Genomic DNA, 19,241 nt, shown 5'->3' on the forward strand with positions numbered 1-19,241 from the left:
ACAGCCTAACATTTATGAGCTAAAACAATAATTGCCGCTGCTTAGCAGTCGGCAATCTTGTTTACTCTGTTCTGGTGTCGGCCACCTTCAAATGCTGTACTCAGGAAAACCCTTACCATTTCTTCGGTGTTCATCACAAACGGGCCATGCGATACTACAGGTTCGTTAAACGGCAGTGCGTGGCCTAGCAATATATAACTGTTTTCCAGTGCTTCTACTTTCAGTTCCTCTCCATCATTTGTAAATTCTACCAAATTAAGTTTATCTACTTTTTGCCCATTTACGATTACCGCGCCGCGCACCACATAAAAAAAGATATTCCGGTCTGAGGCTATAGTTGTAGCAAAACTGCCGCCAGCCTGTATTTCTATACTTGCCATGTGTATATCGCTCAACGACGGAATCGGGCCTTTTGTAGCTCCCCAATTGCCTGATATCACGTTTACTTTTACCTTGCCATCGTCTTCTGTAACAACCGGAATGGCTTCTTTCTGCAGGCCTATGTAGGTTGGTTTAGCCATTTTAAGTTTGGAGGGCAGGTTAAACCATAGTTGCAGAATCTCCAGCGGGCCTCCTTCTTTTTTAAACTTATCAGAAGATACTTCGGCATGTATCAGCCCGGAACCTGCCGTCATCCATTGCACCCCACCTGCTTCAATCACATCTTTTCCGCCGCCTGTATCCTGGTGCATAATATCGCCATCCAGTATAAACGTAAGCGTCTCGAAACCCCGGTGCGGGTGCGGGCCAAAAGGTAAACCGCGGTTACCTGGTTTGTACACCTGCGGCCCATGGTGGTTCAGAAATAGAAACGGATCTATATATTCTACTTCGCGGGTTGGCAAGGCACGGTAAGTAACCAGGTCATCCATCGGGGCATAAACGGCTTTGTGTATCTTTTTGATCGTTCTCATAAAATCAGGTTAAAGCTTAACTAATGTAGGTACATAAAACTACGCAATTTGTTTATAGTTTCGATGGTTTTACCTTACATGCCAACAGTTTTACAGTTATCTTAAAAGCAAAACCCCGCCAGGCTATAGGTAAGCCTGGCGGGGTTTTCGCTACACTGATGCTATAGTATACGAACTGGTTTTAAGAAGCGCTGACATTTTGCTTTTTAAGGATTTTGAGCAATTCTTCGGCGGCAGGCTCTGACGAGGCCGGGTTCTGACCTGTAATTAAAAGTCCGTCGGTAACTACGTGTGGCTGCCAGTCGCCTCCTTTGCTATAGTTACCGCCCAGTTCCTTCAGCTTATCTTCTACCAGAAACGGAACAATATCCGTCAGCTGCACAGCATCTTCTTCGGAGTTGGTAAACCCTGCTACTTTTTTGCCTTTCACAAGCGGTTCCCCGGAAGCTGTTTTTACACCGGTTAGCACAGCCGGCGCATGGCAAACAGCTGCAACAGGTTTCTGCAATTTTACAAAATCCTCAATCAGCTTTATAGATTCTTTGTCGGTGGCAAGGTCCCAGAGCGGGCCGTGCCCTCCCGGATAAAAAACGGCATCGTAGTCTTCGGCGCGCACATCGCTTAGCTTTTTGGTGCGCGATAGTTTGTGCTGCAGGTCTTCGTCTTCATAAAAACGCCGGGTAGCGGGAGTCTGTGCATCTGGTTCGGTGCTTTTGGGGTCTATCGGTGGCTGCCCACCTTTTGGCGATGCCAGGTCTATCTTTACGCCCTCGTCGGCCAATGTATAGTATGGGGCAGCAAATTCTTCTACCCAGAAACCAGTCTTTTTGCCGGTGTCGCCCAGTTTGTCATGTGATGTGAGCACAAATAATACTTTCATAGCTTATAATTAAGGTTATAGTTTACACGGATATTTTTTACTTACCCTCGGTTTTATAGTTATGTATGTATCTGATCAGCGAAAAGTGATCACAACTATAGTTTTTGCTTGTATTGTAGTTGTGCTTTCAGGTGTAGGTCAGCTTACGTAAGAGGTGTTTGCAGCTATAGTTTCCCAGTTTTCCAGATCCTGCGCTACCTGCTGTAGTTTGTTTTTTACGGCTGTAAAAGCAGTGGTGCCCAATGGCAACCGCAACGGCGGGTTATCTGTATTAACTACCTGCCAAATAACCTGGGCTGCTTTTTGAGGATCGCCTTCCTGCTGTCCGGCATAACCCAGTATATTATTTTTGAAGGCACGAGCCGTTGAATCATATTCCGGGAGCTCCAGTTTAGCACTTTTTATACTGGAGCCGGCAAAATTTGTACGGAACGGCCCAGGCTCTACAATGGTAACTTTAATACCCAGCGGTGCCACTTCCTGCGCTAGTGCTTCGCTTACACCCTCCAGGGCAAACTTGCTGGCATTATACACGCCAAAACCCTGTGTACTCCGGAAACCAGCCACCGACGACATCTGGATGATACGGCCACTCCCCTGCTTGCGCATGTATGGCAGCACCGCCTGCGTAACCTGCAATGCACCAAAAAAGTTGGTTTCCATTACCTCCCTGAAATCTTTTATAGTAGCTTCCTCCACAGCACCCAGAAACCCGAATCCTGCATTGTTTACCAGCACATCCAGCCGTCCGAAATGGTTGTACGCCGCTTCTATAGTTGATTTTACCCCGTCAGGGTTAGTTACATCCATTAAATAAGCAAAAGTATTGCCCGGCGAAATAGCATTAAACTCCGCTAACTGCCCATGTTGCCGCACCGTGCCAATTACTTTATCGCCGTTTCGGGCAACTTCTTCGGCCAGTGTTCTGCCAAACCCAACTGATACACCAGTTATAAACCAAACCCGTTCTGCCATAGCTATTGTTTTACAATAAAATTCGTGAAGTATAGGTATACGGCAACTATAGGTGTAACCGGTATATTTTTACTACCGCTTTCTGTATTTACCAGTAAAAAGCAGCGCCCCTGCCAGACAAATCCGGCAGGGGCGCTGCTGCAGTTGGTTTAACTATACTTACACAAGTTCTGCAGATGTGTTTCGCTTCAGTTTCCGGTTCTTCTTTTTGTTCTTATTCAGGCGGTTTATCCAGAGAATAATGCCTGTTATGGGGAATGTAAAACCTGCCAGGCACGATATAAATGCAATAATACGGCCGGGTAAACCTGCAATAGACCCCACATGGACCGGGTAAAAAGTAGCCCGTACCCGCTGACCTAAGTTACGCTCTGCAAAAAAGTTCTGCCCTATTTTTACGCCGCTGTACTGGTCCAGGTAGATCTGGTTAGACGCCCGCTCGTGAGCAGCATCTTTTGGCATGGCAGTTATCGTTATAGCCTCGGCTGAATCTTTGGCTGTGCCCAAAGTATAAAACTCCCCGTTTGGCAGTTCGGCCTGCGCCACAGCGTAGGCTTTATCAAAAGTTATAGGGTCAGCATTTGGTTGTACGGTAGAAAGTGGAGGCTCCGGGCGCTTGTTTTCGGTACCGGTTACGGTATAAATGGCATCGTTAAACCACTCAAAAGACCAGGCCAGGCCCGTAAAAGCGAACACGAACAGGAAAATAGCCGTGTAAAAACCGACCACAATGTGCAGGTCGTGGTTAATGCGTTTCCAGCCGCCGTTCAGTTTTAAGGTAAGGCGTTGCTTCAGGGCTTTCATTTTTTTAGGCCACCAAAGTACAATCCCTGTCAGGATGATGAACAGGAACATACTGGTTGATATGCCCACGATCAGCTTACCCGGATCATCAACTAATAACCAGCGGTGCAACGCAAACATAGTAAAGAAAAAAGAGTTGCGGTGCGTGTACAAACTGATCAGCTTGCCAGTGTAGGGGTTCATAAATGCCTGGCTGCCGCCCCCTTTACCTTTTTCCCCTTTTCCTTTGCCGCCTTCCTCTTTCTTGGCTTCCGTTTTTGGTTTATCCTCGCCTAAACTATAGCTAAGCTCTACACTGCGGGTTGGGTCGGCGTATACTTTTACGGAATTTACTTTTGCTCCGGGTACGTTGCGTTTCAGTTCGGCTACCAGTTGCTCCAGCGGCACTCTGTTTTGCCCGGCTTCTACTTTGTAGCGCTCCGGGTATATAGTTTGCTGCAGCTCTTTTTCAAAAACAAGTGCGGCTCCTGTAAAACACACCACAGCTATCACCAAACCACAGGCAAGGCTTAAATACAGGTGTATGTTTCGGAAAAAATTCTTCATGTGGCAGGTATTGTGTTTTAGTGTAGGTATAGGCTTTTTAAATGAACAGGTGCTGCATATTTACGTGCCGCACCTGTTGGTATATATACAAACAAAAGTAACTATAAACTAGAATTTATAAGCGACAGTAGTTACAAACTGGCGTGGCGGAATCGGGTTAACACTATAGTTCTCGTGCACATAATAATTCAGCTCGTTTGTGATGTTCGACAGTTTACCCAGCAGCGACAGTTTTTTGTAGGTATAGCCCGCTGATACATCAAACGTAGTGAAACCGCTAACCGAGAATAAGCGATCGTTTATAGTTCTGGCACCGGTATCTTTATCAACCACATAGTTTTTGTTCCAGCCTGCGTTGCGCTTGCCGGTATAGAAACCGGATATGCCTAGTTTTAAACCTTTAAGCGCGGTGTTCTGAAAGGTATAAAAAACCGAGCCGTTGGCGGTATGGGCCGGGTTGCTTACAAGTCGTTCGCCTTCAATGTAGCTGCCGTTTTTACCAGACGTTTTGGTATAGCGCATAAAGTTGTAACTATAGCCACCCCAGAAACTAAAGCCATTTTCCAGGGTTCCGTTCAGGTCTACTTCTACGCCGTCGCTGGTTGTTTCGCCGGTCAGTTCTTTTATAGTTGCATCGCTGTTTGCCGAACCATCTGCCAGGAACTGGGCCATCTGCGCCAGGTTGTTGTTCTTAATTCTGTAAAGCGTAACGTTTGCCGATACCTTGTCCTGGAACAGGTCTGTTTTTATACCCGCTTCATACTGATCGATAATGGAAGGTGCCAGGTTTTCGCCGCTGATATCTTTACCCGTGTTTGGGGCAAAGTTATTAGAGTAACTGGTGAACAGGGAAATATAGGCAACCGGCTGGTAAACAAGGCCTACACGTGGCGAAAATGCTCTGTCGTACTTGGTTTTTGTATTGGCAGCAGGGGCCTTAACATCCGTTGTAAAGTCATACACATCGGCTACCGGCACTTTCTGCACCGACCAGCGCAAACCAGCCAGCACTTTTAATTTCTCAGAAAGGCTTACCAAATTCTGGGCATAAAATCCGACACGGTAAGTAGGCGCTTCGGTGCGGGTAAGTAACGTGGTTGCCGGCTCGTCGGTGCGGGGCGTATACTTTGCTGGGTTCAGGATGTTAATAGTATCATAAACGCCACTTTTATCTAACGCTATTTTAAATGTATGGCTGGTGTTCATATACTGCTCCGCATCAACGCCTACCAACAGCTGGTGCCGTATAGTTCCGGTCTTAAAATCGCCGTTCAGGTTTACCTGGCCGGTATAATAGTCTTCGCCAATTTTAGAGCGGGTTAGTTTGCGGTACCAGTCGCCGTTTTCCAGTGCCTGTATACGCTCAGTAGAGAAATAGTCGCGATCGAAGGCCTGGTACGAACCAACTGCATTCAGTTTCCAGGCGTCGTTAAAAGTATGGTTTATAGTTGCCGATGTGGTGGTCTGTTCTACCTCGTTATAAGCCCATGGCGTGTTAAAGAAAGCTGACCGTGATATGTCTTTTGAAATCGTTTTGCCACCCAGCGTACCAATACCAAAGTCAGGTGTAAAGTCGTGCATCAGGTAATCGCCCTGTACTAAGATCTCGGTTTTGGCTCCCAGTTTATAAAGTAGCGACGGGTTTACATAAAAGCGCTTCGACTCTACACTGTTGCGGTAACTCTCGGCAGTTTCAGCCGTCCCGATTACCCTGAAAGCAAGGTTTTTCGTTAGCGGGCCATAGAAATCGGCAGTTGGTTTGTATAAACTATAGCTGCCCACGCGCATCGATACTTCGCCACCATATTCGAACTTAGGCTGCTTGGTTACCATGTTTATTACAGCGCCGCTGCTTACGTTGCCATATAGTAAGGCTGCGCTTCCTTTTAAAACTTCTACTTTTTCCAGGGTGCTGGCTTCCGGAATTACTGCTGAGTTAGCGCGTGCCCCATTTTTCATGATGTTGTTGGCTCCCAGGTTATAGCCACGGGCAAAAAATGTTTCTGAAGTAGTTCCTCGCGTGGTTCCCATCGATACGCCGTTCACGTTCTTGATCACATCGCTTAGTTTGGATGCCTGCTGGCTGGCAATCACCTCGCTGCCAACTATAGCTATACTTTGCGGCAGATCAATAGGGTTAATGTTGATTTTACCGGCTGTTACAGGCTTACGGTTTATACTTCTGTCGCCAGTTACCACTACTTCGGATAGTTGGGCAGCACTTTCGTTCAGGGTAAAATCGATGCGGGTGGTTTTGTCAATTTCTACCGTTACGGGCGTTTCGCGTGCTTCCAGGCCAACTGCTGAGCAACGCAAGGTATATGTACCTGGTTTAATGCCGCTGATCGTAAAACTACCGTCTTCTGCGGTTATGGTGCCCCTGTTAATTTCAGGTAAAGCTATAGTTACAAATGAGGCCGGTTGGCCGTCGTTGGTCTTAACTGTTCCTTTTATGTTTCCAGTTTTCCCGACTGTATCAGCAAGCACTGGTACAGCTAACAACAGCAAGACACAACTTAATAGTACTAGGTAAATATAGCTCCGGTTCATATATAATGCTTTAGTTTATTTAGACTAATTTTAAATAGTGAGGCAAAACAACTAACTATTTAGATTTATTCCAAATAAAAATAACATCAAATGTTTATACCGTTGATTATCAACATCTTATTTGTATTTAAATTAATTCACCAAGAACGGTAACATACCAGACACAGGTGGAAAGCAACATCAGATAAGAAATATGTGCCTAAAAACTATAGCTCTAAGTCTGAGAACGAAAGTTAAAACAAAAGCCAGCCTTATAATTAAGGCTGGCTTTTGCAGTAAACTGTATTCTCAGATTTTCAGATAATGATTTACCTATTACTGTTCATTAAGATCAAAACCTATAGTTACCATAGCAGAACTTTACGATGGTAGCTGCCCTCTTTTGTCGTAACTCTCAGGAAGTACAGGCCACGTGCTTTTTGTTCTAACAGTATAGTTGCAGCAAATGTACCTACCTGCATGGTATAGTTTTTCTGAAGTACAATGCGGCCGCGGGCATCTATCAGTTGTATGGTCAAGTCAGTCCATTCCGGTAAGGTTACTGCTATGTTCAGTTTGTCTTTGGCCGGGTTCGGGAAATACTCGAATTTGTGTGGCGGCTCATCATCTTCTACGCCTGTTACGGCACACTCAGTTTCTACTACTATAGTTTGCGAGGCAGTTGCAGCACAGCCACTTGCATCGGTGTAAGTATAGGTTATGATATGCGTGCCTGCTCCGGCAGTTGCAGCATTAAATATACCGTTTGTAACGCCTGGCCCGGCATAGGTACCGCCGGCAGGTAGTCCGCCGCTTAAGGTCATAGCAGCATCGCCGGTACACATTTTAGTAAAGGCCGAAAGGCTAACAACTGGTGCCTCTGCTAAGGTTAGTTTTACTGAAGCGCTGGTGTGGCTGCATCCCCCGGAAGTTACTTTTCTCCGGAACCAGGTTGTAGCTGTAAGGCCGGCAGGCGTATAGTTCTGAGAAGTAGCGCCCGGTATGTTCGTATAGCTTGTGCCATCGGTGCTTTGCTCCCATTGGTAAGTATAAGTACCAGCCCCGCCAGTTGGCACGCCTGCCTGCAACTCAACCCCTGCCTTGCCGCTACATACAGACAGGTTACCTGATGCAATCGCATTATTCCGGATAGTTGGCGTTACTGATATACTTACCTGAGATGACGTTCTGGAGCAATTACCATTACTTACCTGAACTGTATAGTTACCAGAAGTGGTTGCGCTATAGTCTGCTGCGGTAGCCCCCGAAATGGTAGTTCCGTTGCGGAGCCACTGGTAACTATAGTTTGCGCCCGCAGGTGCTTTTAACAGCGCAGCCTCTCCCTCACAAAATGCCGAAGCCCCCTGTAAAGTTATAGTTGCAACCGGCTGGGCTGTAATATTAACAGCTATAGTTGCTGCAGCAGATTCGCCACAATCGTTGGCAGCTTTAACTGTTATAGTACCGGAGGTACTGCCAGTTGTTACTTTTATGCTGGTTGTGCCCTGCCCGTCTGTAATGGTATAGCCTGCCGGCACAGTCCAGGTATAGTTCTGCGCATTAGTCACGGCGTTTATACTATAGGTCAGGTTAGTGGTGCCCGCGCAGGTAGTAGCGTTTCCGGTGATGGTGCCTGGTGCGGCTACGCCTGAAGTAACGGTTATAGTTTTGGTGGCGCTGGCTTCGCAGGAGTTCTGTGTTACTTTGTAAGTTAAAGTATGTGTTCCGGTTCCGGCTGTGGCTGGGTTAAACTTGCCATTGGCACTCACACCCGGTCCCGACCAGGTGCCTCCCGCCGGGCTGAAACCTGATAGCGTAAAGGCGGCTGCATTCACACAAACCTGTTGCGCGGTACCTGCCACCACCGTAGCCGCTTTGTTTTCAGTTACTTTTACCGGTGATGAAGTAGCCGTACAGCCGCTTCCCATGGTAACTTTTACAGAAAATTCGCCTCCTGCAAAGGTGGTAAAACTACTGCCGGTTGCCTGGTTTATCGGGTTGCCGTTGTTATACCACTGGTATGTATAGCCTGTGCCTTGTGAAGCATTTAAAACCAGCGAACCGCCTTCGCAGAATGTAGTTGGTCCGGCCGGAGTTATAGTTACCGCAGGGCTTGCCGTAACTTTAACGGTAACCTGGTCGGTAGAGGAACAGCCGCTGGCGTTGCTTACCGTAACAGTATAGGTGGTAGTGCTTGCAGGACTTGCAACCGGGTTAGCAATGTTGGTAGCAGATAAACCAGTAGCCGGAGACCAGGCATACGTTGTGCCCCCGCTTGCCCCTAATTGCACATTACTTCCTGCGCAAATCTCCTTATCGGTGCCCGCAGATGCCGTAACGCCCGGTGTAACAACAACTTTTACCGGGGAAGCTGTTACTTCGCAACCTCCTGCGGCCTTAACTATAACAGTAAAGTCTCCGGAAGTGGTAGCGGTATAGGTTTTAGTAGTTGCCTGTGCAATTGGTGCACCGTTTTTAAGCCATTGGTAACTATAGTTTGTACCCGAAGTGGCCGTCAGAATAACAGAGCCCCCAGCGCAGAAAGTGGTTGCGCTGCCAGCGGCTATAGTTACAGCAGGCATTGGGTTAACGGTTACCACTACCTGGTCGGTAGCGGTGCAGCCCTCGGCATTGGTAACGGTTACAGTATAGGTGGTAGTTTGGCTTGGAGAAGCTACCGGGTTGGCAATGTTTGTAGCCGATAACCCCGCGGAAGGTGACCAACTATAGTTTGTGCCACCTGTTGCCTGCAGTTGCGCGTTGCCACCGGCACATATTGTTTTGTCAGTGCCGGCATTTGCTGTAAAGCCAGCGCAATCCTGAAATTTCATGACAGTCAGGTTTCTGGTTGAGAAGGCACCGGCACTTTCGGCAGGGTTAACGACCACGTAAAGGCTCTTATTATCGATATAGCTTATACCTGCCCGGCCATCCCGAAGCGAGAATTGGTTCTGTAGTTGTCGCCAGGTTTCGGTACCATCTTTCGTAAAAGTGGCCACTATATATTTAGGATACTCAGTATAGACAGTAGATGCAGAAAAAGGCGGAATTTTAAAATATGAATAGCTACCCGCTATAGCTATAGTTCCGTCCGCATTCATAGCCATACCCATAGGTGCAGGTGCAAAATACCGGACCATGTTGTCGGCTTCGTACACGTTAAATTTATGGAGCCACAGGTGCTGCCCGTTCGCATCCACTTTTGTCATAAAGTGGTCCCAGGTGGTACGGTATTTCTGTTCCCGGCACAAAAAAAGCAGTTCCTCGTTCGCTGTAAAAACCGCATCGTAAAAAACTGCTGCATCTGTTTGCCCTATCTGGTTTTTATAAAGCAGGGTGCCATCGGCAGCTAATTTGTGCAGGAAAACCTTCAGCACCCCACTCGATCCACTGGAGGTACCAACTATAGCATATATCTCCCCGGCTTTCGTGATCAGCAACTTTTCAGGAGTTTCGTTATAGCCTGGCACACGGGGTGTACTGAAAGATTTTTGCAGTTGTTTTGCACCAGTGGTTGCATCGTATTTATAAAACAGGATGGTGGCGCTACCAAGTACAACTTCTAAAGACGAGGTAAGTACAAATACGCCTCCTTTGTTATCAACTTCAATTACTTCTCCGTTTCTTAAACCAGGCTCTTGCGTGGTCCATAGCACGGTTCCCGCACCCGAAAGCTTTTGGGTAGCCATTACTGTAATGCCGGCATCGTTCATATTACCGGTCAGGTACACATTGCCTTCAGCATCCAGGGCCAGGGTTTCTACATTCACCATATTTCCGGGGGTGTTGGTAAACGCCTTACTCCATAGTAAATTACCTGCCGGGCCGTACTTCAGCAAAATATCCTCATACACATCCGGTGCTGTACCCGAACGCCCCAACACGAAAATATTGCCTGATTTATCTAACCACAAACCATCAGAATACAGGTAATTGATATCCGGACTGCTTTTATGCTGGGCACTCCAGAGTTGCTTGCCGGTTGCATCATATTTAAAGAGCGCCAGATTGCTCCCGAGCAATACCAGGTTTCCCGCTGGATCTACCTTCTGCTGCACAAAACCAGTATTTTCGGCTGCGCTATAGGCAATATCCGGTACTTCCCATACTTTGGTTAGCTGTGCCCGGGCAGTACCTAAACTTATGGCAAAGCATAGCAATAGCAACAAAACAGGCCTGGCCGTTTGCGAAAATAGGGAGTTGTAAATGGTGGGATAAGCTTTTGGTAGAGGTTGTTTCATAGCTTTGGATTTGTGACAAGTATAAATTCAAGATAATCAGGTATCTGCAGCCTGCTTACGAAGATTTAGCATCGTGGACGGACATATATAGTACTAATTCAACTATACTTTATATAATACTTTTTTTTATTATATTAGTTATATAAAATCAATATTTACCTAGTATTGAGTATTGTTTCAGTGGCTGCAAAACCCTGCTATAGTTGCAGGATTATACTCCGGTTATTGTTAAATTTGTAGCCTATCTGTAATACTTTGAGCCAGCCCATCCGCAAGATCATTCACATTGATATGGACGCTTTTTTTGCGTCGGTGGAGCAGCGTGATAACCCGGAACTGCGTGGTAAACCCGTGGCTGTTGGTGGCTCCAGGGCAAGAGGCGTGGTAGCTGCAGCAAGTTATGAGGCCCGGAAGTATGGCGTACACTCGGCGCTGGCTTCTAAAATTGCAGCCCAGCGTTGCCCGCACCTCATTTTTGTAAAAGCCCGGTTTGATGTTTATAGTGCCGTTAGCAGGCAGATAAGAGAAATCTTTTTTGCCTATACAGACCTGGTAGAGCCGCTTTCGCTGGATGAGGCGTACCTGGACGTGACTGAAAATAAGATCGGGATGCCCTCTGCCACCATTATTGCCAACCAGATACGGCAGCGCATTTTTGAGGAAACCGGGCTTACGGCGTCGGCGGGCATATCGTACAATAAATTCCTGGCCAAGATCGCTTCGGACATGAACAAGCCGAACGGTTATACACTCATCACCCCGGATAAAGCCGAAGAACTGGTTGCCAGCCTGGATATTGGTAAATTTCATGGCATCGGAAAAGTAACGGCAGCCAAAATGCAACGAATGGGCATCCTGACCGGGGCCGATCTGCGGGAGCGCTCTGAGGAAGAACTGGTTCGGAATTTTGGAAAAACAGGGCATTACTACTACCGCATTGCCCGCGCTCAGGACGACCGCGACGTACAGCCACACCGCATCCGGAAATCCATAGGTTCTGAACGCACATTTGAAACTGACCTGTCTGAAGAAGAAGCCATGCTGGAGCAACTGGAGCATTTAGCCAAAGAAGTAGCCCATGACATGGAACGCCTGAAAGCCACTGCCCGCACCGTTACGCTCAAGATCAAATATTTCGATTTTACCCTGAATACCCGCAGCAAAACTTTCCTGAGCGAATTTAGCTCCGAAGACGCTATTTTTACGGTTGCCCGCGACCTGTTACGCACACCGCAGTTGCCATTATACCCGGTACGGCTGCTGGGCATCTCCGTCAGTTCGCTCCTTTACCAACACGACCGCCTGCAGGAAGGCTACCAGTTTACATTGGAGTTTTAGCTGCTTTAATTAGGCTTGAAATTCAGGTTTGCATTTATTGACACAAGGCGCTCGGAGGTATATTTGAAAGACTATAGTTTAAGCTCTCTGTTGTCATTTCGACGTAAGGAGAAATCTGAAAGCGTTTTAACCCACCCCTACTCCTGACGAGAGGGAAATTTCTGCCTTACCAATTTTTAAACAATAGTTCTATAGTTAAAGCCTATCCACGGACAGGTCGCGACCTGTCCCTACAGAACTATAACCATGATCAATGTCGAAGCAAGCAAGTTTAAACTATAGATGTACGGTCAATAGCAGAAAGATCGCAGTCTTTGGGTTGAGCGCCTCGAGAGGTTCCGGTGCCGTCAGGCATTGCGAGGAACGAGCAAAGGAAGCGAAAGCAGCGCGATGCCCAAAGACGGGGCCTCCCGGCCGTGAGGGCACCAAAGCTCAATTGAAACTATAGGTAAGTAAAGCTTCCAGGATCATAGGAAGTTTGAAAGTATAGCTTGTCTCAAGATGTACCTATAGTTAACTAAAAGCTGATACAGATTTCTCCTGACGTCGAAATGACAAGAAAGATACTATTGGGTATCAGGCACTAGCAGGAGCTGCGCGCACTACCAGGTCTGTACCGGATTAGCAAAACTGTAACTATGGCGATGTTACTCTCTTCAAACTATCCATCACAAAAATTATAGTTCAAACCAACTATAAAATTTGAGCAATTAAACCATCAGGCCTGCCATCAGTCTTAACAACAGCCACAGGACTTCTGCCCTTCTTTGAGTGTATTCCGACCTTTAAGAAACACAGCCCCTGAGCTACAAACTAATCTAACCAACCTATTTCAAATTTTATGAGTAAAAATTTACGTTTTGCTCCTTTAGTGGCATTATTGTTAGCTGGTGCAACTATAGCACCGCCGGCTTTTGCCCAGAAGAGTAAGAAAAAGAAAAAAGAAAAACAGGAAGTTCCGGCAGCTACCCCTGCACAGGCTCCTAAAAAAGACGATGGTCTGCCAAAGCCATACAGCCAGGTAATTACCGACAAAGCTGTTACCGACGAAGGCCTTTTTAAAGTGCATCGCCAGGATGACAAGTATTATTACGAGATTCCGGATACGCTTTTAGGCCGCGACATGCTGATGGTAAGCCGTATTGCCAAAACTGCAACCAACATTGGTTACGGTGGCGAGGAGCTGAACACACAGATGCTGCGCTGGGAAAAGAAAGGCAACCGCATTTTGCTGCGCGTTATTTCTTACGAGAACGTAGCTGCCGATACCCTGGAGATCTACCATTCGGTACAGAACTCTAACCTGGCTCCTGTTATCCAGGCGTTTGATATCAAAGCATTTAATGGTGCTGCGTCTGTTGTAGAGGTAACCGATTTCTTCTCGAAAGATGTACCTGCACTGGGCCTGGACCAACGTAACCGCGATACCTATAAAGTAAGACGCCTGGATGATAAACGTTCGTTTGTAGAGAGCATCAAAAGCTTCCCGACCAACATTGAGGCACGCTCTTTAATGACGTATGAGGCAACCAATGCGCCATCAAACTCAAGCACCGGAACGATCTCGTTAGAGCTGAACCACTCGATGGTATTGTTGCCTAAAAAGCCGATGGCAGCCCGTAAATTCGATCAGCGTGTAGGTTTCTTCACTATTTCGCAGACAGACTATGGTACTGACGAGCAGCGTGCTGCCGCCCGCCGTTACATTGTGCGCTGGAGGCTGGAGCCGAAAGACAAAGAAGCTTATGCCCGCGGCGAACTGGTAGAGCCTGTAAAGCCGATCGTGTATTACATAGACCCAGCCACTCCGATGAAATGGAGAAAATACCTGAAACTGGGTGTGGAAGACTGGCAGAAAGCATTTGAGGCTGCCGGTTTCAAAAATGCGATCATCGCTAAAGATGCTCCAACCCCGGAAGAAGATCCGGAATTCAGCACTGAGGATGCGCGTTACTCTGTAATCCGTTATTTCTCTTCGGATGTACAGAATGCGTACGGCCCGAACGTACACGACCCACGTTCCGGCGAGATCCTGGAAAGTCACATTGGCTGGTACCATAACGTGATGAACCTATTGCGTAACTGGTACTTTATACAAACAGCTGCCATTAACCCGGAAGCCCGCAAAGTACAGTTCAGCGACGAAGTAATGGGCGAACTGATCCGTTTCGTATCATCTCACGAAGTTGGCCACACACTTGGCTTGCCGCACAACATGGGATCAAGCGCTGCTTACCCGGTAGAGAAACTGCGTGATGCTGAGTTTACTAAAAAGTACGGCACTGCTCCGTCTATCATGGATTATGCCCGTTTCAACTACATCGCGCAGCCCGAAGATAAAGGCGTTGCCCTGATGCCAGGCATCGGTACCTATGACAAGTATTCGGTAAAGTGGGGTTATACGTACTTCCCGGAAACTAACGGCAGAGACAACTCCGAAAAACTGAATGCCTGGATCAGACAGCATGAAAATGATCCGAATTACCGTTTCGGTCGTCAGCAAGGCAACACCATCGACCCATCTTCGCAGACAGAAGACTTAGGTGACGATGCCATGCTTGCAAGTACCTATGGTATAGCCAACCTGAAGCGTATTATGCCAAACCTGATTACATGGACAGCACAGGAAAACAAGGACTATGCTGACCTGCAGGAAATGTATGGCCAGGTATTAGGCCAGTGGAACCGCTACATGGGCCATGTTACAGCTAACGTAGGTGGTGTGTATGAGAACTATAAAACCTATGGTCAGAAAGGAAACGTGTATGAGCCGGTAGCGAAAGAGAAGCAAAAGCGCGCCATGCAGTTCCTGAACGAGCAGGGTCTTTCTACACCAACCTGGATGCTGGACGAAACGATCATCCGTAAATTTGAGTCGGCTGGTACCGTAGACCGCATTCGTAACGCACAGGTGAGCATTGTAAACAACCTGCTGGAGCCGGGCCGTATGGCTCGCCTGTTAGAGGCACAGGCCACATTGGGTAGCAAAGCCTATACTTTACCTGAAATGATGGCTGACTTGCGCAAAGGTTTATGGTCAGAAGTTTCGACTGGTAAGTCTATCGATATTTACCGTCGTAACCTGCAGCGCGGCTATTTAGAGCGTATGGAGTTGCTGATGAAAGACCAGGAACAAACTGCAGCTGCCCGCTTTGGCAGAGGCGGCACGCCTGTAAACGTTGCGCAGTCTGATATTCGTCCGATGGTGCGTGGTGAACTGAGCACATTGCGTGGCCAGATCAAGGCCTCGCTTGCCAAGACCAGCGATACCATGACGAAATACCACCTGCAGGATGCCTTGGTTCGCATCGACAACATCCTGAATCCGAAAAGCTAATTTTATATTTTAGCTATAGTTACAAAGCACCGGCTCATCTGAGCCGGTGCTTTTTTGTTTCTTATCCTATAACAAATCGTGTAAATTCCTTCCCCCAGCATTTATAAAATATTGATATTCAACACATAGTCATCCAGATCACTATTTAGTAGACATCCCTTACAACCAATTACTAATTTATTTAGTTTTTCTATTTATATTAGCAAAATGAAAGCAGAAGATTTTCTGAGAGGACGTGGAGCGCAGTACAATCCTGCCAATAAATACCTGAAACAGGCGTATGTTGCCGAGCATATTGAAGGGTTAGACGAGCCGATGCTTTCAGATTCCAAAACCGAGTTCCTGCCTACGCACCCCAAAACTATAGTTAACAAAATAGACAGCCCGGACCTGGGAATGGGCTACTCGCTTAATCCGTACCAGGGCTGTGAGCATGGTTGCGTGTATTGCTATGCCCGTAACTCGCACCAGTATTGGGGCTATGGTGCAGGCCTGGATTTTGAACGCAAGATCATCGTTAAAGAAAATGCACCTGAGCTGTTGATCAAGCAACTCGAAAGTAAAAACTGGCAGGTAATGCCCATTATGCTGGCCGGCAACACCGACTGTTACCAACCCATCGAAGCTAAAAAGAAGATCACACGCCGGATACTTGAAATTTTACTGAAGTATAAACACCCGGTCAGTATCATTACCAAGAATGCCTTGATCCTCCGTGACCTGGATTTACTTACTGAACTTAACAAACTGGACCTGGTACACGTGAATATCAGCATTACGACACTGGATGAAAAACTGCGCCAGAAATTTGAGCCTCGCACAGCCACTGGTTCCAAACGCCTGGATGTGGTGAGGCAATTGAGCGCAGCAGGTTTACCCGTAAATGTTATGGTAGCACCAGTCATTCCGGGCCTGAACGATTCTGAGATTCCGCAGATCATTAAACAGGCTGCTGAAGCCGGCGCTAAAAATGCGGCTTACACTATTGTTCGCCTGAACGGGGAAATAGGACCAATTTTCGAAGACTGGATCACGCAGACCTTTCCTGACCGCGCCCAAAAAGTACTAAGCCAGATTGCAGACTGCCATGGTGGCCAGGTAAATGACAGCCGTTTTGGTACCCGTATGAGCGGCGAAGGCAAATTTGCTGAAACGATAGCCAAGCTTTTTAAGATGAGTAAACAAAAATACATGGCAGGCCGAAGTATAAAACCTTACAACTATAGTCATTTCTGTACAAGTAAAGGCAAGCAGTTAGGGTTGTTTTAATTTTGATTGAGTGAATTCTGTCTGAATCAGGATTTTCAGGATTAAGTTAGATTAGCAGGATTTCTTAGACTTCGTAGCGTGAGCAGCTCTCATGAGGATGTTTATAGTTTCATAGTGGCCGAAATCCAACCACCCCAACCCCTCCTTGTCTAAGGAGGGGAGTTTTTCTGCTGTTGCTATACCTTCAACTATAGTTCTATAGCTACTGTTTAATACCCCTATAGTCCCCTCAAGGGGACAGTTGCGTTATGGCTATAGTTGGAGTTATAGTCCTATAGTTACAGCCCAAGATCGGACAGGTCGCGACCTGTCCCTACGGAATTACAACCACTATCAAGCTATACAACTATAGCTTCTCAAAAAACTATAGCATAGCTATCGAACCGTATCAGTCTTCGGGTTGAGCGCCTTGTGAATATCTGGTGGCGCAGCCATTGCGACGTTAGGAGCAAAAGAGATTCGCGCAGCGCTCAACCCGAAGACGGGGCCTCCCGGCCGTGAGGGCACCAAAGCCAGCTATAAAACGATAGGCTAGTAAAGCTCCCAGGATTAAAAGAAATTTGAAAGGATAGCTTAGTTCGAGGATGTATAGGCTTTAATTATAGAAGTCAGACACTAGCAGGAGCTGAGCACACTGCTAGGTCTTTAATCCGAAATAATCCTACAAATCCTGATACAGCCAACAAACAATCAAAATTCATAACTATACTTTGCCGGTTACCGGATAATCAAATAAAACCTGTACCTTTGCAGTCCATAAGACTTAACCTAACTTATGGCTACTAAATATATCTTCGTTACCGGTGGTGTAACATCCTCGCTTGGTAAAGGCATCATTTCCGCTTCACTCGCTAAGTTGCTGCAGGCAAGAGGGTTCTCTGTAACCATCCAAAAATTCGACCCTTATATTAACATCGATCCGGGTACCCTGAACCCGTACGAGCACGGCGAATGCTATGTAACTGAAGATGGCGCTGAAACCGACCTGGACCTGGGTCATTATGAGCGTTTCCTGAATGTACCTACCTCGCAGGCAAATAACGTAACTACCGGCCGCATCTACTATAATGTGATCATGCAGGAGCGGGAAGGGGCGTATCTGGGTAAAACAGTGCAGGTAGTACCACACATTACCGACGAAATTAAGCGCCGCATGTTGCTGTTGGGCCAGTCTGGCGAATACGATATCGTGATTACGGAGATTGGTGGATGTGTGGGCGATATTGAGTCGTTGCCGTTTATTGAAGCCGTTCGCCAGCTGCGCTGGGAACTGGGCGTGAACGAAACCTGCGTTATTCACCTGACCCTGGTACCTTATCTGAAAGCTGCCGGCGAACTTAAAACCAAACCAACCCAGCACTCGGTACGCGACCTTTCGGAAGCTGGTGTGCAGCCTGATATATTGGTTTGCCGCTCAGAATACCCTATTCCAGCTGATCTTCGCAAAAAAATAGCATTATTCTGTAACGTAAAGCAGAATTCGGTTATTGAATCGATTGATGCGGAAACGATCTACGATGTGCCATTGCTGATGCGTAAGGAGAAGCTGGACGAGCGCGTGATCAGCAAACTGAAGCTTGCACAGAAAGGCGAACCGGAACTGGAAACCTGGAAAGAGTTTTTGGGCCGACTGAAAAACCCGACTTCTGAGGTTAAAATAGGCCTAGTGGGTAAGTACGTTGAGCTCCCGGATGCTTATAAATCTATAGTTGAGTCGTTTATACATGCCGGCGCTGCTAACGAGTGCAAAGTAAACCTGAAGTGGTTCCAGTCTGAAACCTTGAATGATGAGAACGTGGCAGCTAGCCTTGGAGGCCTGGATGGTATACTGGTTGCGCCTGGGTTTGGTGAGCGTGGTTTTAAAGGTAAACTGGAAGCCATCCGTTTTGCCCGCGAAAATAAGATACCATTCTTCGGGATTTGCCTGGGCATGCAGTGTGCTACGGTAGAGTTTGCCCGTAACGTGCTGGGCCTTGCTGAAGCTAACTCCACCGAAATGAACCCCGAAACGCCGCACCCGATCATCGATTTGATGGAAGGCCAGAAAGAAATTACACAAAAAGGCGGCACGATGCGTCTTGGCTCTTACGCCTGTGAACTTAAGAAAGGCTCAAAAGCGTATTCCATATACGGTAAGTCAAAAATTACAGAGCGCCATCGCCACCGTTATGAGTTTAACAACGACTACCTGCAGGCCTTTGAAGAGGCCGGCATGATGGCAACCGGTAAAAATCCGGAGACTGGACTAGTGGAAATAATTGAACTGCAAAACCACCCATGGTTTGTAGCAGCGCAATATCACCCGGAATTAAAGAGCACTGTGCTTAATCCACACCCGTTATTTACTAAATTTGTGAAAGCGGCCATGAACTATACACAAACCAAATAACACCAATAACACTTTACAC

Annotated in this window: 11 protein-coding genes; 5 read left to right on the forward strand and 6 right to left on the reverse strand. The window is 47.0% G+C overall.

Going from position 1 to position 19,241, the window contains the following annotated elements; translation table 11 throughout:
- Positions 1 to 41: 41 nt before the first annotated feature.
- From GWO68_RS14925 to GWO68_RS14935, 3 genes are all read right to left on the reverse strand, one after another.
- Positions 42 to 914: a pirin family protein gene (locus GWO68_RS14925; protein ID WP_162347271.1), complete on the reverse strand. Its 873-nt coding sequence runs from the start codon at positions 912 to 914 to the stop codon at positions 42 to 44.
- Positions 915 to 1,095: 181 nt separating this feature from the next.
- Positions 1,096 to 1,794 carry a type 1 glutamine amidotransferase domain-containing protein gene (locus tag GWO68_RS14930; protein WP_162347272.1) on the reverse strand — a complete coding sequence of 233 codons (699 nt, stop codon included), beginning with the start codon at positions 1,792 to 1,794 and terminating at the stop codon, positions 1,096 to 1,098.
- Positions 1,795 to 1,932: 138 nt separating this feature from the next.
- The gene (locus tag GWO68_RS14935) at positions 1,933 to 2,769 is read right to left on the reverse strand and encodes an oxidoreductase (protein ID WP_162347273.1); all 837 of its coding nucleotides are present in this window, start codon (positions 2,767 to 2,769) and stop codon (positions 1,933 to 1,935) included.
- A 24-nt stretch (positions 2,770 to 2,793) separates the two neighbouring features.
- Between GWO68_RS14935 and GWO68_RS17980 the strand changes: the two genes are divergently transcribed.
- Positions 2,794 to 2,922 carry a hypothetical protein gene (locus GWO68_RS17980; RefSeq protein WP_262887502.1) on the forward strand — a complete coding sequence of 43 codons (129 nt, stop codon included), beginning with the start codon at positions 2,794 to 2,796 and terminating at the stop codon, positions 2,920 to 2,922.
- Positions 2,923 to 2,928: 6 nt separating this feature from the next.
- Here the strand turns inward: GWO68_RS17980 and GWO68_RS14940 are convergent, their stop codons facing one another.
- The 3 genes from GWO68_RS14940 to GWO68_RS14950 form a co-directional block, all read right to left on the reverse strand.
- Positions 2,929 to 4,119, reverse strand: a complete 1,191-nt coding sequence (locus tag GWO68_RS14940) for a PepSY-associated TM helix domain-containing protein (RefSeq protein WP_162347274.1) — start codon at positions 4,117 to 4,119, stop codon at positions 2,929 to 2,931.
- A 108-nt stretch (positions 4,120 to 4,227) separates the two neighbouring features.
- The gene (locus GWO68_RS14945) at positions 4,228 to 6,606 is read right to left on the reverse strand and encodes a TonB-dependent receptor (RefSeq protein WP_317164531.1); all 2,379 of its coding nucleotides are present in this window, start codon (positions 6,604 to 6,606) and stop codon (positions 4,228 to 4,230) included.
- A 407-nt stretch (positions 6,607 to 7,013) separates the two neighbouring features.
- Positions 7,014 to 10,889 carry an Ig-like domain-containing protein gene (locus GWO68_RS14950; RefSeq protein WP_162347276.1) on the reverse strand — a complete coding sequence of 1,292 codons (3,876 nt, stop codon included), beginning with the start codon at positions 10,887 to 10,889 and terminating at the stop codon, positions 7,014 to 7,016.
- A gap of 255 nt (positions 10,890 to 11,144) precedes the next feature.
- Between GWO68_RS14950 and dinB the strand changes: the two genes are divergently transcribed.
- The 4 genes from dinB to GWO68_RS14970 all read left to right on the forward strand — a co-directional run bounded on the left by dinB (position 11,145) and on the right by GWO68_RS14970 (position 19,222).
- Positions 11,145 to 12,227: a DNA polymerase IV gene (gene dinB / locus GWO68_RS14955; RefSeq protein ID WP_262887503.1), complete on the forward strand. Its 1,083-nt coding sequence runs from the start codon at positions 11,145 to 11,147 to the stop codon at positions 12,225 to 12,227.
- Between the two features lie 841 nt (positions 12,228 to 13,068).
- A complete protein-coding gene (locus GWO68_RS14960; RefSeq protein WP_162347277.1) occupies positions 13,069 to 15,564 on the forward strand; it encodes a zinc-dependent metalloprotease in 2,496 nt (831 codons plus the stop codon).
- Between the two features lie 207 nt (positions 15,565 to 15,771).
- Complete coding sequence (locus GWO68_RS14965) at positions 15,772 to 16,833, forward strand: PA0069 family radical SAM protein (RefSeq protein WP_162347278.1); 1,062 nt, start codon at positions 15,772 to 15,774, stop codon at positions 16,831 to 16,833.
- A 775-nt stretch (positions 16,834 to 17,608) separates the two neighbouring features.
- On the forward strand, positions 17,609 to 19,222 hold the full coding sequence (locus GWO68_RS14970) for a CTP synthase (RefSeq protein ID WP_162347279.1): 1,614 nt from the start codon (positions 17,609 to 17,611) through the stop codon (positions 19,220 to 19,222).
- Positions 19,223 to 19,241: the final 19 nt, after the last annotated feature.

Origin of the sequence: Pontibacter fetidus (assembly GCF_010119545.1) — a bacterium.
Lineage (GTDB): Bacteria > Bacteroidota > Bacteroidia > Cytophagales > Hymenobacteraceae > Pontibacter > Pontibacter fetidus.

What these genes read in the sequence shown, in the direction of transcription:
- GWO68_RS14965 (WP_162347278.1), top strand. Translation starts at nt 15,772, where the DNA reads ATGAAAGCAGAAGATTTTCTGAGAGGACGTGGAGCGCAGTACAATCCT.
- GWO68_RS14960 (WP_162347277.1), top strand. Translation starts at nt 13,069, where the DNA reads ATGAGTAAAAATTTACGTTTTGCTCCTTTAGTGGCATTATTGTTAGCT.
- GWO68_RS14925 (WP_162347271.1), bottom strand. Translation starts at nt 914, where the DNA reads ATGAGAACGATCAAAAAGATACACAAAGCCGTTTATGCCCCGATGGAT.
- GWO68_RS14930 (WP_162347272.1), bottom strand. Translation starts at nt 1,794, where the DNA reads ATGAAAGTATTATTTGTGCTCACATCACATGACAAACTGGGCGACACC.
- GWO68_RS14940 (WP_162347274.1), bottom strand. Translation starts at nt 4,119, where the DNA reads ATGAAGAATTTTTTCCGAAACATACACCTGTATTTAAGCCTTGCCTGT.
- GWO68_RS14950 (WP_162347276.1), bottom strand. Translation starts at nt 10,889, where the DNA reads ATGAAACAACCTCTACCAAAAGCTTATCCCACCATTTACAACTCCCTA.
- GWO68_RS14935 (WP_162347273.1), bottom strand. Translation starts at nt 2,769, where the DNA reads ATGGCAGAACGGGTTTGGTTTATAACTGGTGTATCAGTTGGGTTTGGC.
- GWO68_RS14970 (WP_162347279.1), top strand. Translation starts at nt 17,609, where the DNA reads ATGGCTACTAAATATATCTTCGTTACCGGTGGTGTAACATCCTCGCTT.